Source organism: Luteimonas vadosa (genome assembly GCF_039543545.1).
GTDB lineage: Bacteria > Pseudomonadota > Gammaproteobacteria > Xanthomonadales > Xanthomonadaceae > Luteimonas > Luteimonas vadosa.
The window spans coordinates 1,236,533-1,249,837 of record NZ_BAABJY010000002.1; the positions used below are offsets into that span (position 1 = coordinate 1,236,533).

Annotated in this window: 11 protein-coding genes and 1 pseudogene; 4 read left to right on the top strand and 8 right to left on the bottom strand. The window is 66.5% G+C overall.

Annotation, left to right across the window (positions count from 1 at the left end; genetic code table 11):
* Positions 1 to 3: 3 nt before the first annotated feature.
* Entirely contained in the window at positions 4 to 1,029 is a 1,026-nt protein-coding gene (locus tag ABD970_RS11565; RefSeq protein WP_345295615.1) for an SAM-dependent methyltransferase, read from the top strand.
* A gap of 215 nt (positions 1,030 to 1,244) precedes the next feature.
* Here ABD970_RS11565 and ABD970_RS11570 read toward each other — a convergent pair.
* The 3 genes and pseudogenes from ABD970_RS11570 to ABD970_RS11580 form a co-directional block, all read right to left on the bottom strand.
* Positions 1,245 to 1,784: pseudogene (locus tag ABD970_RS11570) on the bottom strand (hypothetical protein); the annotation flags it as partial.
* Positions 1,785 to 1,944: 160 nt separating this feature from the next.
* Entirely contained in the window at positions 1,945 to 3,099 is a 1,155-nt protein-coding gene (locus tag ABD970_RS11575; RefSeq protein WP_345295616.1) for an OmpA family protein, read from the bottom strand.
* Between the two features lie 180 nt (positions 3,100 to 3,279).
* Positions 3,280 to 4,719: a bifunctional 2-methylcitrate dehydratase/aconitate hydratase gene (locus ABD970_RS11580; protein ID WP_345295617.1), complete on the bottom strand. Its 1,440-nt coding sequence runs from the start codon at positions 4,717 to 4,719 to the stop codon at positions 3,280 to 3,282.
* A gap of 158 nt (positions 4,720 to 4,877) precedes the next feature.
* On the opposite strand from ABD970_RS11580, the gene ABD970_RS11585 reads away from it, so the two are divergent.
* The 3 genes from ABD970_RS11585 (at position 4,878) to ABD970_RS11595 (ending at position 8,423) form a co-directional block, all read left to right on the top strand.
* The gene (locus ABD970_RS11585; RefSeq protein WP_345295618.1) at positions 4,878 to 6,908 is read left to right on the top strand and encodes an oxidoreductase; all 2,031 of its coding nucleotides are present in this window, start codon (positions 4,878 to 4,880) and stop codon (positions 6,906 to 6,908) included.
* Positions 6,909 to 7,238: 330 nt separating this feature from the next.
* Entirely contained in the window at positions 7,239 to 7,697 is a 459-nt protein-coding gene (locus ABD970_RS11590) for a cell wall hydrolase (protein ID WP_345295619.1), read from the top strand.
* A 114-nt stretch (positions 7,698 to 7,811) separates the two neighbouring features.
* Positions 7,812 to 8,423 (top strand): glutathione S-transferase family protein, encoded by a 612-nt coding sequence (locus ABD970_RS11595; protein ID WP_345295620.1) that lies wholly within the window; start codon positions 7,812 to 7,814, stop codon positions 8,421 to 8,423.
* Between the two features lie 30 nt (positions 8,424 to 8,453).
* On the opposite strand, the gene ABD970_RS11600 is transcribed toward ABD970_RS11595, so the two are convergent.
* The 5 genes from ABD970_RS11600 to ABD970_RS11620 all read right to left on the bottom strand — a co-directional run bounded on the left by ABD970_RS11600 (position 8,454) and on the right by ABD970_RS11620 (position 13,297).
* Positions 8,454 to 8,900: a potassium channel family protein gene (locus ABD970_RS11600; RefSeq protein ID WP_345295621.1), complete on the bottom strand. Its 447-nt coding sequence runs from the start codon at positions 8,898 to 8,900 to the stop codon at positions 8,454 to 8,456.
* Between the two features lie 14 nt (positions 8,901 to 8,914).
* Complete coding sequence (prpC, locus tag ABD970_RS11605) at positions 8,915 to 10,060, bottom strand: bifunctional 2-methylcitrate synthase/citrate synthase (RefSeq protein ID WP_345295622.1); 1,146 nt, start codon at positions 10,058 to 10,060, stop codon at positions 8,915 to 8,917.
* On the bottom strand, positions 10,057 to 10,968 hold the full coding sequence (gene prpB / locus ABD970_RS11610; protein WP_345295623.1) for a methylisocitrate lyase: 912 nt from the start codon (positions 10,966 to 10,968) through the stop codon (positions 10,057 to 10,059). Before prpB ends, prpC begins: the two co-directional genes overlap by 4 nt.
* 48 nt (positions 10,969 to 11,016) lie before the next feature.
* Positions 11,017 to 12,000 carry a malate dehydrogenase gene (locus ABD970_RS11615; protein WP_345295624.1) on the bottom strand — a complete coding sequence of 328 codons (984 nt, stop codon included), beginning with the start codon at positions 11,998 to 12,000 and terminating at the stop codon, positions 11,017 to 11,019.
* Positions 12,001 to 12,097: 97 nt separating this feature from the next.
* On the bottom strand, positions 12,098 to 13,297 hold the full coding sequence (locus tag ABD970_RS11620; RefSeq protein WP_345295625.1) for an aminotransferase class I/II-fold pyridoxal phosphate-dependent enzyme: 1,200 nt from the start codon (positions 13,295 to 13,297) through the stop codon (positions 12,098 to 12,100).
* Positions 13,298 to 13,305 lie beyond the last annotated feature (8 nt).

Genomic DNA, 13,305 nt, shown 5'->3' on the forward strand with positions numbered 1-13,305 from the left:
CCCATGTCCCTGATCGACCTGGCCGAACGCGGCCTGCTTCCTGACGCGGCGATCCGCGCCGGTATTCGCAAGCTCTGCGCGAAGCGGCTGCACGACGAGCATTCAGGGGATATCGAGGGTGCCGACATGCGTGCCCGCATGCTGATGTTGCAATTGCGCGAAAGTCCGATCGCCGTCGAAACCGAAGCCGCCAACCAGCAGCACTACGAAGTGCCTGCCCGGTTCTTCGAGCTGTGCCTGGGCAAGCGGCTCAAGTACAGCAGCTGCTACTACCCCAGGGGCGATGAATCGCTGGACCAGGCGGAAGAGGCGATGCTTTCGCTCTACGGGGAACGCGCGGCACTGGCCGATGGCCAGCGCATCCTCGAACTGGGCTGCGGCTGGGGGTCGCTGACGCTGTGGATGGCCGAGCGCTTCCGCAACGCATCCATCACCGGCGTGTCCAATTCAAGCGGACAGCGCGAGTACATCATGGCGCAGGCGCATAAGCGTGGACTGGCGAACATCGAGATCCTGACCCGGGACGTCAACACCCTCGCGCTCGAAGGGCCCTACGACCGCGTCGTCTCGATCGAGATGTTCGAACACGTACGCAACCACGCCGGGCTGCTTCGCCGCATCGCCGGGTGGCTGGAGGACGATGGCAGCCTGTTCGTCCATGTCTTCTGCCATCGCACACTCGTCTATCCCTTCGAGGATGCCGGCCGGGACGACTGGATGGCCCGCCACTTCTTCACCGGCGGCCTGATGCCATCGGCCGAAACCCTCGTTCACATGCAGCGCGACCTCCACCTCGAACAACGCTGGCTGCTGTCCGGCACTCACTACCAGCGCACCGCCAACCACTGGTTGGCCAACCAGGACGACCATCGGGAAGCCGTGCTCGAGGTGCTGGCTGCCGCGCACGGCGCGGAGCACGCACGCCGCTGGGCGCAGCGCTGGCGCATCTTCTGGATGGCGTGCGCGGAGCTGTTCGGTTATCGCGGAGGGAATGAATGGGGCGTCGCCCACTATCGATTCGGAAAGTGACGCTCCACGATATGGTGACGGCATGGCCGGCTGGCCCCGACACGTCCCGGCGGCCACCCTGACGCGCCAGTTCGCGGCCAAGCACCTGGCCGTCAGGCGCGCTAGCGCGGAGTTCCGCCGGTCTCGTCGGCGCCTTTCTCGTCGGCTTCTTGTCCGGTGTCTGCTGCGGGCGCGGAAGCTGGCTGCGCCGGGGGAGTTGCGCCGGGAGGAGTCCCGGCGGCCGGCGCCGAAGGAGTGCCGGCATCCGTTTGCAGTGGAGCCTCTTGCGGAACTTCCGCGGGCGCGGCTGCGCGTGCCTTGACCACGCGCACGCCGCGCGACTTCATCCATGCATCGAACTCGTCCGCGGTCATCTGCTTGCCACCCTGCTGCATGTTGAAGCGCCACGGGGTGTTGTCGAACTCGGTCTTGGGCTTGTAGACGGCTGGATCGTTGGGATCGACCGGTGCGACCGGCTCGATGGCATCGGGTACGGGTGTCGGGGCGGGTGCCGCCATCGCGACGGTGCGGCATGCCTCGATACGCAAGCGCAGCAGCACCTGGTCCACGGACTGCGACTCGTCGTATGCGTGCGCCAGCACCCCGCTCTGGGCGCCCAGCTGGTACGACGGCGCCGAAAGCTCGGCGGCGACCGGCAACAACACGGTCGGACGCAGGGGTTGCGGCCCTTCACGGACGAGGTCGGCGCAGTCTGCCGCATGCGCGAAGCCCGGCAACATCGCGAGGCAAAGCAGGTATTTCTTCGTTCCGCGCATGCCAACTCCCCACCTATAGGACCTGGGCGAGTGTAGGCGCGCACGCCATGACCGACAACCCTGCGAACCGCCAAAGCCTGAACGCCTCATGGCGGCCTGGGCGCAAAAAAACGAAGCCCGGCATGAGCCGGGCTTCGCGTGTTGCAGCTGTGGCGTCCGATTAGTTCTGGACGTTCAGCTCGGTGCGGCGGTTCGTCTCGCTCTTGCAGCCCGGGAACGCATCACCCAGCTCCTCCAGCGGACGGCTCTCGCCGTAACCGTTCGGGCCCGACATCCGGCCAGCATCGATGCCGTTGCTGGTCAGGTAGTCGTACACCGCAGTCGCGCGGCGCTCGGACAGGCCCTGGTTGTACTCGTCCGTACCGCACTCGTCGGTGTGGCCAGCGACTTCGACGCGCAGATCCGGGTAACGCTTCAGGATCTCGATGGCTTCGTTGAGGATCGCCACCGCGTCGGGACGCAGGGTCGACTTGTCGAAGTCGAAGTTGACGCCCTTCAGGTCGATCGACACGGGCACCGGGCAACCGTCAGGACCGATGGTCTGGCCAGGCTGCGAGTTCGGGCACTTGTCGTCGCAATCGTTCACGCCGTCGCCGTCGCTGTCCATGTCGGCGCAGCTCGGGGCAACCGGGGCGGGACCGACCGGGGCAGTCGGCTCAGGGCCCAGCGGGATGATGATGCCCACCGAGGCCAGCACGTCGCCGTACCAGTCTTCACCGTCGTTACGCTCCGGCGGCGGATCGTCGAGCAGGAGCTGGGCGCGGGTGTCGTCGATGGCAACGGCACGATAGGCCAGCTCGGTGCGGACGCGGACGCGGCCGACGTGGCTCTGGGCACCGATACCGAACTTGCCGGCGAGGCCGCCTTCGGTTTCCTCGAACGGGGAGTTGGGGTTCGGGAAGTTGTCGGTCTCGATCTCTTCCTGCTGATAGCCAAGGCCCATCAGGAAGTACGGGTTCCAGTTACGGCCTTCGGCGATGAAGTGGCGACGCAGGTCGAAGGAGATGCCGGCCTGGCTCCAGTTCAGGTCCTGCCCGCTGACCAGCGGATTGGTGTTCCGCGGGCTGATGCCGTTGCGCTCTTCGAAGTTGGTCTGACCGTAGTTCAGCTCGATGTCGAACGACCAGTTCGGATTGAAGAACTTGCCGAAGCCGATGGCACCGTACGGCATGTTGCTGGTGTGGCGATCCGAGTCCTGGATGTTGAAGCCGGCGGTGCCGGTGATGTACCAGCGATCGTCGAACTCCTGAGCATTGGCGACACTCGCCACGCCCAAGCCGCCCAACAGCGCTGCACAGAGGAGTTTCTTTTTCATGCGTTCAGCTCCTTAAATCTTGAAAAAAGAGAACCGTGATTCCGTGGTTCCATATGGAAAGACGGCCGCCTGTTGGTCGCCATCCCGCGCAGGTTAGAGTCCACAGCGTGAAAGCTGTGTTAACGAGCATATAACAAATCAAACCCGCCTGTCATCGGGCTCGAGGGCGATTCTAGCCCCTCAAGCCTCGAAATACCCCAGGAAGTCGGAGATGGCCATCGAGTCCATCCGTCCCGGGTCGGCCGCCAAGGCCATCAATTCCTCGGCCTTGCCCGCCGGCAGCTGTGCCTCGAACGCGGCCAGGGCCTTGGCCAGCAGCACCGGGATCCCTTCGTCACGGCGCTTCCGGTGGCCAATGGGGTAGTCGATGGAAATCCGGTCCGTGGAGGTGCCGTCCTTGAAGAACACCTGCACCGCGTTGCCGATGTAGCGCTTGTTCGGGTCGAAGTAGTCCTTGGTGAACTGCGGGTTCTCCCGCACCTCCATCACGCCCCTGAGCGCGTCGATGCGGGGGTCGGCGGCGATGTCGTCGTTGTAGTCGGCCGCCGTGAGGCGCCCGAAGACCAGCGGCACGGCGACCATGTACTGGAGGCAGTGGTCCCGATCGGCGTAGTTGGCCAGCGGGCCGGTCTTGTCGATGATGCGCACCCCCGCCTCCTGGGTCTCGATCACGATCCTCTCGACCTCCGAGATCCGGCCCTGCACCTGGTCGTGCAGCTCCATGGCGCATTCCACCGCGGTCTGGGCGTGGAACTCGGCCGGAAAGCTGATCTTGAACAGGACGTTCTCCATCACGTAGCTTCCGAAGGGCCGCTCGAACTCGAACGATTTGCCCTTGAAGGCGACATCGTAGAAACCCCAGGTCTTCGCGCTCAACGCGCTCGGATAGCCGACCACTTGCTTGCGGACGGCGTTGATCGCATGGATGACGGCCCGACGGCAGGCATCACCCGCGGCCCAGCTCTTGCGCGGGCCCGTGTTGGGCGCATGCCGGTAGGTCCTCAGGACGCCGTTGTCGATCCAGGAGTGCGACACCGCGGTCACGATTTCTTCCTTGCCGCCGCCCAGCATCGCCGTGGCCACGGCGGTGGACGCGAGGCGCACCAGGATCACGTGGTCCAAGCCGACGCGGTTGAAGGAGTTCTGCAGCGCATAGACCCCCTGGATCTCGTGCGCCTTGATCGCCCAGGTCAGGATGTCGCGAACCGTGATCGCCTTGCCTTCCTTGCGGGACAGCCAGTCTGCGACGGCGAGGATGGTGCCGAGGTTGTCGGACGGATGGCCCCATTCGGCCGCCAGCCATGTGTCGTTGAAGTCGAGCCAGCGGACCTGGGTGCCGATGTTGAAGGCCGCCTGGGCCGGGTCGAGCTCGAAGCCGGTGCCCGGCACGCGCGCGCCCCCGGCGATCTCTCCGCCCGGGACCAGCGGCCCGAGGTGCTTGGTGCAGCCCTCGAACTTCATCGCGAGCATCGCGCAGGCCAGCGAGTCGAGCAGCATGTAGCGGGCGGTGTCGTAGGCCTCGTCGGATTCGATCTGGGTATCGACGACATAGTCGGCGATCGCCACCATCGGGGCATCGGGCGCGGGGCGGATGGCGGAACGCTGGTCGGAATGGCTCATCTGGGTGAGGTGCCTGGGTTGCGGGGAAGCCGGCTATTTTGCCGCGCTGGCGCGCTGGTGGCGAACCGGCCTGCATCTCCGGACGCAGGGCTCCGACACCTTTGCGCGCCTGGATCGAGACCCATGCGCAACTCCATACGGAACAGTATGCTGTCGGCATGCCCGACACCCCTACCCCCTATCCCTGCCTGTTCACGCCGCTGGACCTGGGCTTCACCCGCCTGCGCAACCGGGTCCTGATGGGCTCGATGCATACCGGCCTGGAGGATCGCGCCCGGGATTTTCCCAAACTCGCGGCCTATTTCGCCGAGCGTGCCGCCGGCGGCGTCGGGCTGATCGTCACCGGGGGCTTTTCGCCCAACATCGAAGGCTGGCTCAAGCCGTTCGCGAGCAAGTTGAGTTGGCCCTGGGAGGTGCGCAAGCACCGCCAGGTCACCGATGCCGTCCACGCCCACGATGCGCGCATCTGCCTGCAACTGCTGCACGCCGGGCGCTATGCCTACCACCCGCTGCAGGTGGCGCCCTCGAGGCGGAAGGCACCGATCAACCCGTTCACGCCCCGGGCGCTGACGGCACGCGGCGTCGAGCGCACGATCGCCGCTTACGTCGACGCCGCGCGGCTCGCGCGCGACGGCGGCTATGACGGCGTCGAGGTGATGGGTTCGGAGGGCTACCTGATCAACCAGTTCGCCAGCGCGCGGACCAACGCCCGGACGGATGGCTGGGGGGGCAGCGTCACCCGGCGGATGCGTTTCGCGGTCGAGATCGTGCGCCGCATCCGCGAAGCCTGTGGCCCCGATTTCATCCTGGTCTACCGGTTGTCGATGCTTGAGCTCGTCCCGGAGGGATCGGACTGGTCGCAGGTCGTGCAGCAGGCCAAGGCCATCGAGGCCGCCGGTGCGACCATCCTCAACACCGGGATCGGCTGGCATGAGTCGCGGGTACCCACCATCGCCACGTCCGTCCCCAGGGCGGCCTTTGCCGGCGTCACCGCCAAACTGCGCCCCCACGTGGCGCTGCCCCTGGTCGCCACGAATCGCATCAACACGCCCGAGGTCGCCGAAGCGATCCTCTCGGGAGGGGCGGTGGACCTGGTGTCGATGGCCCGCCCGCTCTTGGCGGACCCGCGCTGGGTCGAGAAGGCCCGTGCCGGCAAGCCGCACGCGATCAACACCTGCATCGCCTGCAACCAGGCCTGCCTGGACCACGTGTTCCAGAACAAGGCCGCCAATTGCCTCGTCAATCCGCGCGCCTGTGCCGAAACGGAACTGAATTTCGCGCCGACGGCGGCGCCCAAGCGGATCGCCGTGGTCGGTGCCGGGCCGGCCGGACTGGCATTTGCCACCGAAGCCGCGGGACGGGGTCACGCGGTCACCCTGTTCGACGCAGCGGACGACATCGGGGGCCAGTTCAACCTCGCCAAGCGCATCCCGGGGAAGGAGGAGTTCCACGAGACGCTGCGCTACTTCCGCCACCGCATCGAGGAAACGGGTGTGGACTTGCGCTTGTCCACCCGTGTCGAAGCGGACGCCTTGGCGGGATTCGAGACCGTGGTGCTGGCCACGGGGGTCACGCCCCGGCCTGTGGATTTCCCCGGCCACGACCACCCCAAGGTGGTCGGTTACCTGGATGTGCTGAATGGCCGGGTGGAGGTCGGCGCACGGGTGGCCATCGTCGGCGCCGGCGGCATTGGCTTCGATGTCGCCGAATACCTGGTGCAGCCGGCGCCGTCCCCCACCCTGGACCCTGTGGAGTGGATGCAGGAATGGGGCATCGATCCCGGATTCGACTCACCAGGCGGGCTGGCCCGTCCTGCGGTCTCTCCCGCGGCGCGGCAGGTCTGGTTGCTGCAGCGCTCCGAGGGACGGCCTGGGCGCCGACTCGGCAAGACGACGGGCTGGATCCACCGCGCCACGCTCAAGGCCAAGGGGGTCAGGATGCTCGGCGGGGTCGAATACCTTCGCGTCGACGATGCCGGGTTCCATGTCCGCATCGATGGCGGCGACGAACGGCTTCTGCCGGTGGACCACGTCGTGGTCTGCGCCGGCCAGGAATCGCGCCGCGATTTGCTCGCGCCCATACAGGCCGAGGGCCGGCCGGTGCACGTCATCGGCGGTGCCGATGTCGCCATGGAACTCGACGCCAAGCGTGCCATCGCCCAGGCCAGCCGGCTGGCGGCGGTGATCTGATCGCACCGAGCCCCGGCGGGGGCTCGGCGTCGACGCACCCCTGTTCAGAATAAAAACTCCAAATTAATCAATTGGTTCCTTTTTCTGCGTTCAGCTGAGGTTGGGTTTTGCGTGCTTAAGGTGCGCCAACTTCAGCGCTGGCCTAGTCCAGCCAACCGGTGCGTGTCGCCAAATCCCGGCGACGCTGCGCCCGGGCAGCAAGAGCGCCAGAGAGTGCCGCCGCCCTCCCCAACCCGCCAGATTGACCCGTTCGACGGATCGACCGATCGATGCCTTGCTTGCGTCGCGGTGGATCCAGCCCGGGGCGAAGCAACGAGCAAGGAGTACGACATGAAACTCGCCTGGATCCTGTGGCTGGCGTCCGTCCTGCCGCCGCAAGCCGCCGATTCCCTGTGCCTGAGCACGACCGTGTACCTGGAGGCCCGCGACCAGTCGGTTCGGGGCCAGAAGGCCGTGGCCGAGGTCGCCCTCCGGCGCGAGGACAGCGGCCTCTGGGGCGATTCGATGTGCGAGGTCGTCACCGCCCGCAAGCAGTTCGCGCCGACCATCGTTTCCCCGCGGACCCGCCTCAGCAACACCGAGGCCTGGTCCCGTGCGGTGACCGTGGCCCTGGAGTCGCAGCAGAACTGGGCGCTTCCGGCAGGCGAGCGCAAGGAGATCGTGCCCGGCGCAAGCCACTTCATGGCCCACGAGATCGCGGCGCCGAGTTGGCGCAACGCCTATCAGGTCGCCACCATCGGCAGCCACACCTTCCTCAAGGTGCAGTCCCTGAAACCGCGCAAGTCCTGAGCGGCGAGACGTAACCCGCAGGGACGGAGCAGGACGCAGCGTTGCATCCAGCCTCATTGTGGCTTCACCGCGCGGTTCCCATGGTGGGGACTCCCTTCCAAGGAGTCCGTCCCGATGAAACTGTATTACGCGCCAGGCGCCTGCTCGCTGGCCGACCACATCGTGCTGGAGTGGATCGGCCAGCCCTACGAGGCGGTAAGGCTGTCGCGCCGGCAGATGAAGGCGCCGGAGTACCTGGCCATCAACCCGGCCGGCGCGGTTCCGGCATTCGAGGACGAAGGCTGGGTACTGACGCAGAACGCGGCGATCCTGAACTACTTGGCCGACAGGTTCCCGGAAGCCGGGCTGGGTGGCGATGGCACCCCCAAGGGGCGCGCGGAAATCAACCGGTGGCTGGCCTTCGCCAATGCCGACATCCATCCGGCGTTCCACCCCTTGTTCGGCGCGACCGCCTACCTGCAGGACGCGGCCGCCATCGACCGGACCAAGGCGGCGGCGCGCGACAGGCTGCGTGGAATGTTCGAGCGGGCGGACGGACAGCTGGCCGGGCGCGACTGGCTCGCGGGGACACGCTCGATCGCCGATCCGTACCTGTTCGTCGTCACGCGATGGGCGAAGGCGATGGACGTCGACCTGTCCGGATTGGACAACCTGGACCGGTTCTTCCAGTCGATGTCGGCCGATCCAGCCGTGCGCAGGGTGATGGCGGACGAGGGCCTGGATTGACCGGCACCGGTGCCTGGCCGCCGGTCGTGCTCAGTCGCGCCAGCGCCGCGACATCTCCAGGTAGGTGTACGACGCCGACCAGGTGATCATCATCAGGCCGACCAGGGCCTCGGTGCCGGCAAGGAAACGGATCGGCCCCGTGGGCGCGACATCGCCGAAACCCACGGTGCTGTACGTCGTCGCCGACAGGTAGACGGCCTCCAGCAGCCCCGTGTCCGTCGAACCCGAGATGCCGCCCAGGCCGAGCTTGGCCACCAGCATCCAGTAGGCGAGGCCGAACAGCCAGATCTCTGCCACGTGCAGCGCGAACAGCCACAACACGACCACCACGACGCCACGGTGGCCGAGTTGGGCGTCGTTGCTTGGGCGCCGCTTGCTCAGCGCGCTCAACCCCTCGTAGTGCAGCATGACCGCCAGCGCGACCACGGCGACGGTGGTCGCGACCACGATCGCGTTGGCCACCATGTCCTGCTGCATCGGCGGGACGCTCCCTAGCGGTCTTCGATCGGCACGTAGTCCCTGTCCTCGGGACCCGTGTAGTTGGCGCTCGGCCGGATGATCTTGCCGTCCTCTCGCTGCTCGATGACGTGCGCGCACCAGCCCGAGGTTCGGGCGATGACGAACAAGGGCGTGAACATCGGGGTCGGCACGCCCATCATGTGGTAGCTCGACGCGCTGTACCAGTCCAGGTTCGGGAACATCTTCTTCATGTCCATCATCAGGGTCTCGATGCGCTCGGACACGTCGAACAGCACCTGGTTGCCGCCGGCATCGCACAACTTCCGGCTGAGCTCCTTGATGATCGGGTTGCGCGGGTCGCCGATGGTATAGACCGGGTGGCCGAAGCCGATCACGATCTCCTTGCGTTCCACGCGCGCGCGGATGTCGGCCTCGGCCTCGTCGGCGCTCGCATAGCGGGAGATGATGTCCATCGCGACTTCGTTGGCGCCGCCATGCTTGGGTCCGCGCAGCGCACCGATGGCGCCGGTGATGCAGGAATGCATGTCCGAACCGGTACCGGCGATGACGCGCGCGGTGAAGGTGGACGCGTTGAACTCATGCTCGGCGTAGAGGATCAGCGACTTGTCCATTGCGTCGGCATGCAGGTCGCTCGGCGGCTCGCCGTGCAACAGGTGCAGGAAGTGCGCGGCGATGCCGTCGTCGTCGGTCTCGACGTCGATGCGCCGGCCATTGCGGGTGAAGTGCCACCAGTACAGGAGCATCGAGCCGAAGCTGGCCATCAGCCGGTCGGCGATGTCACGCGCCTCCGGCGCCGGATGGCCATCGCGCTCGGGGAGGACGGTGCCGAGCACGGAACACCCGGTACGCATCACGTCCATCGGGTGCGCGTTGGCCGGGACCAGTTCCAGCGCTTCCTGCACGATCGCGGGCAGCCCGCGCAGCCGCTTGAGCTTGGTCTTGTACGCATCAAGCTGCGCCCGGGTCGGCAGAGTCCCGTGCACCAGCAGGTGGGCGACTTCCTCGAAGGTCGAACGGGTCGCCAGGTCCTTGATGTCGTAACCCCGGTAATGCAGGTCGTTGCCGCTGCGACCGACCGTGCACAGCGCCGTGTTGCCGGCGGCGGTGCCGCTCAGGGCGACGGATTTCTTCGGCTTGGGTAGGGTGCTTTCGGTCATGCTGGGTCCTCGTTCCGGTCCTGAGCGAACAGCGCGTCGAGCTTGTCCTCGTAATCGTGGTACCCGAGGAAATCGTAGAGCTCGTCACGTGTCTGCAGCGTTTCGATGATGTGCTTCTGGGTGCCCTCGCGGCGCACGGTCTCGTAGAAATTCAGGGCGGCCTTGTTCATGGCGCGATAGGCACCGCAGCAGTACAGCGCGATGTCCACGCCGGCCTGGCGCAGCTCGTCCGTGGTGTAGAAGGGGGTACTCCCGAATTCGGTCAGGTTGGCCAGGATCGGCACCCCCACCGCCTGCTTGAACTTGCGGTAGTCCTCCAGCGAGCGCATCGCCTCAGGGAAGACCATGTCCGCCCCCGCCTCGACGTATGCCACGGCCCGTTCGATGGCCGAATCGATGCCCTCGACCGCGGCGGCATCGGTGCGTGCCATCAACACGAAATCGCCGTCGCTGCGCGCGTCGACCGCGGCTTTCACCCGGTCGACCATTTCGGCCTTGGACACCACTTCCTTGCCCGGACGATGCCCGCAGCGCTTCTGCCCGACCTGGTCTTCCAGGTGCACCGCGGCGACGCCGACACGTTCGAAACTCCGGATGGTGCGCGCGATGTTGAACGCCCCGCCCCATCCGGTATCGATGTCGACCAGCAGGGGCAGGCCCGTCGCGTCGACGATCCGGCGAGCGTCGGTCAGCACGTCCTCCATCGTCGAGATGCCAAGGTCGGGCATGCCCAGCGAGTTGGCCGCGACACCACCCCCCGACAGGTAGAGGGCCCGGTAGCCGACGCGGCTGGCCATCATGCCGGCATAGGCGGTAATGGCGCCCATGACCTGCAGCGGCGATTCCGCGCGCAGCGCCGCCCGGAAGCGGCCTCCCGCCGAGGCGGCTGGTGGCTGGATGGTCGTCATCGTCCAGGCAACTCCAATGCACGGCGCGGCCGCGCGGCCGCGCCTCGGTTACAGCAGGTGCGCCACGCCGGCGCGCTCTTCTTCCAGTTCGGCCAGCGTCTTGTCCATGCGCTCGCGGCTGAACGCGTCGATCTCGAGGTCGCGGATGCGCTCGTAAGCGCCGTCGCTGGTCGTCACCGGGACACCGTAGATGATGCCCTCCGGAATGCCGTAGCTGCCATCGGACGGGACGCCCATGGTCACCCACTTGCCGCCGCTGCCCAGCACCCAGTCGCGGACGTGGTCGATGGCGGCGTTCGCCGCGGAAGCGGCGGAAGACGACCCGCGTGCCTCGATGATTTCGGCGCCGCGCTTGCCCACGCGCGGGATGAATGCATCGCGGTTCCAGTCCTCGTCCCCGATCTTGTGCCTGAGCGACTCTCCCCCCACCGTGGCGAAGCGGTAGTCGGGATACATGGTCGGGCTATGGTTGCCCCACACCACGAGCTTCTCGATCTCCCCGACCGGCACGCCGGCCTTGCTGGCCAATTGGCTCAGTGCACGGTTGTGGTCGAGGCGCAGCATCGCGGTGAAGTTACCGGCCGGCAGGTCGGGCGCGGATTTCATCGCGATGTAGGCGTTGGTGTTGGCCGGGTTGCCGACGACCAGCACCTTGACGTCCCGGCTGGCGACCTTGTTCAGCGCCTTGCCCTGCTCGGTGAAGATCTTGGCGTTCTCCAGCAGCAGGTCCTTGCGTTCCATGCCCGGTCCCCGCGGCTTGGCGCCGACCAGCATCGCGATGTCCACATCCTTGAAGGCGACCAGCGGATCGTCGGTGCCGACCATCCCGGCCAGCAGCGGAAACGCGCAATCCTCCAGCTCCATCATCACGCCCTGCAGCGCTGCCTGCGCCTTGTCGATCGGCAACTCGAGCATCTGCAGGATCACCGGCTGGTCCTTGCCCAGCATCTCGCCGGAAGCAATCCGGAACAACAGGGCGTAACCGATCTGGCCGGCAGCGCCGGTGACGGCGACTCGGACGGGTTGTTTCATCGTGGGGCTCCGTGAAGGGTGGTTCGTCGTTCGTGGATGGCAAGGCGGCGGCCCGGAGGATTGGCGATCCGCACTTCAGCGGACCACCGACCACCCGTCAGCGCAGTTCGGCGAAAAACTCCTGGATGCGTTGCAAGCCAGGCTGCAACTGCTCCGTCGGGCAGGTGTAGCTGATGCGCATCGATCGAGGTTCGCCGAAGGCCGACCCGGGGACGCAGGCCACGCCCTTGGCTTCCAGCAGTGCATTGCAGAAATCCACGTCGTCGTCGATGCGCTTGCCCTCGTGCGACTTCCCGAATGCGGCGCTGACATCCGGAAACGCATAGAACGCGCCCTGTGGCCTCGGGCACACGACGCCCGGAATCGCATCCAGCACGGCCATCACCTGGTCGCGCTTGGCCTGGAATTCCGCGTTCTTCGCGGTCGGCACGTCCTGCGGTCCCGACAGCGCGGCCACCGCCGCGGCGGTCACGATCTCGGGCAGGTTGGTGATGTGGTTGGAATTCATGGTGGTCACCGCCTTGGCGACGACCTCGGGCCCGGCCATCAACCCCACGCGCCAGCCCGGCATGCCGTAGGTCTTGGACAGCGAGTCGACGAAGACCACGCGGTCCCGCAGCTCGGGGCGGACGTGGACGAAGTTGTGGTAGCCGACGCCGTCGAAAACCATCCGGTTGTAGATGTCATCGGTGACGATCCAAGTGTCAGGATGCCTCGCGATGACGTCGGCCAGCGCGGCGATCTCGTCGCGCGAATAGACCATGCCGGTCGGGTTGTTGGGATTGTTGAACAGGAAGAGCTTGGGCTTCCGGGCCAGGGCCGCATCGAGCTGCGCGGGCTTGAGCTTGTAATCCTGTTCCGGCGGGCAAGGCAGCAGCTGGATGTCGGCGTCGAGGATCTCGCCGATGTCCAGGTAGCTGGTCCAGTACGGCGTGGCGAAGGCGAAGCCATCGCCCTCGTCGAGCAGGACCTCGGCCAGGTTGTACAGGATGTGCTTGGCACCGATGCCGGCGGCGCAATTCGCGCGGGAATACCCTTCGAGGCCGATCGCGCCGATGTGCTGCAGGAACGCATCGAGCAGGGCATCGGCCCCTCGGTTGCTGCCGTATTGTCCCGAGTCGTGTTCAAGCGCAGCACGCGCCGCGGCATACACATGGTCGCCGGGCAGGAAGTTGGGCACGCCGATCGAGAAGCTGATGATGTCGCGGCCTTCGGCCTTGAGCTGCTTGGCCTTGTCGGCCACCATCATGATCGCGCTGGGCTTGGCACGACCCATGCGCTTGGCAAGCTGGGGCATCGCGGGAA

Bases quoted from the DNA above. Each gene is read 5' to 3' on its own strand.
- ABD970_RS11600 (WP_345295621.1), bottom strand. From the start codon at position 8,900: ATGCAGCAGGACATGGTGGCCAACGCGATCGTGGTCGCGACCACCGTC.
- prpB (WP_345295623.1), bottom strand. From the start codon at position 10,968: ATGACGACCATCCAGCCACCAGCCGCCTCGGCGGGAGGCCGCTTCCGG.
- ABD970_RS11615 (WP_345295624.1), bottom strand. From the start codon at position 12,000: ATGAAACAACCCGTCCGAGTCGCCGTCACCGGCGCTGCCGGCCAGATC.
- ABD970_RS11590 (WP_345295619.1), top strand. From the start codon at position 7,239: ATGAAACTCGCCTGGATCCTGTGGCTGGCGTCCGTCCTGCCGCCGCAA.
- ABD970_RS11580 (WP_345295617.1), bottom strand. From the start codon at position 4,719: ATGAGCCATTCCGACCAGCGTTCCGCCATCCGCCCCGCGCCCGATGCC.
- ABD970_RS11575 (WP_345295616.1), bottom strand. From the start codon at position 3,099: ATGAAAAAGAAACTCCTCTGTGCAGCGCTGTTGGGCGGCTTGGGCGTG.
- ABD970_RS11595 (WP_345295620.1), top strand. From the start codon at position 7,812: ATGAAACTGTATTACGCGCCAGGCGCCTGCTCGCTGGCCGACCACATC.
- prpC (WP_345295622.1), bottom strand. From the start codon at position 10,060: ATGACCGAAAGCACCCTACCCAAGCCGAAGAAATCCGTCGCCCTGAGC.
- ABD970_RS11620 (WP_345295625.1), bottom strand. From the start codon at position 13,297: ATGCCCCAGCTTGCCAAGCGCATGGGTCGTGCCAAGCCCAGCGCGATC.
- ABD970_RS11585 (WP_345295618.1), top strand. From the start codon at position 4,878: ATGCCCGACACCCCTACCCCCTATCCCTGCCTGTTCACGCCGCTGGAC.
- ABD970_RS11565 (WP_345295615.1), top strand. From the start codon at position 4: ATGTCCCTGATCGACCTGGCCGAACGCGGCCTGCTTCCTGACGCGGCG.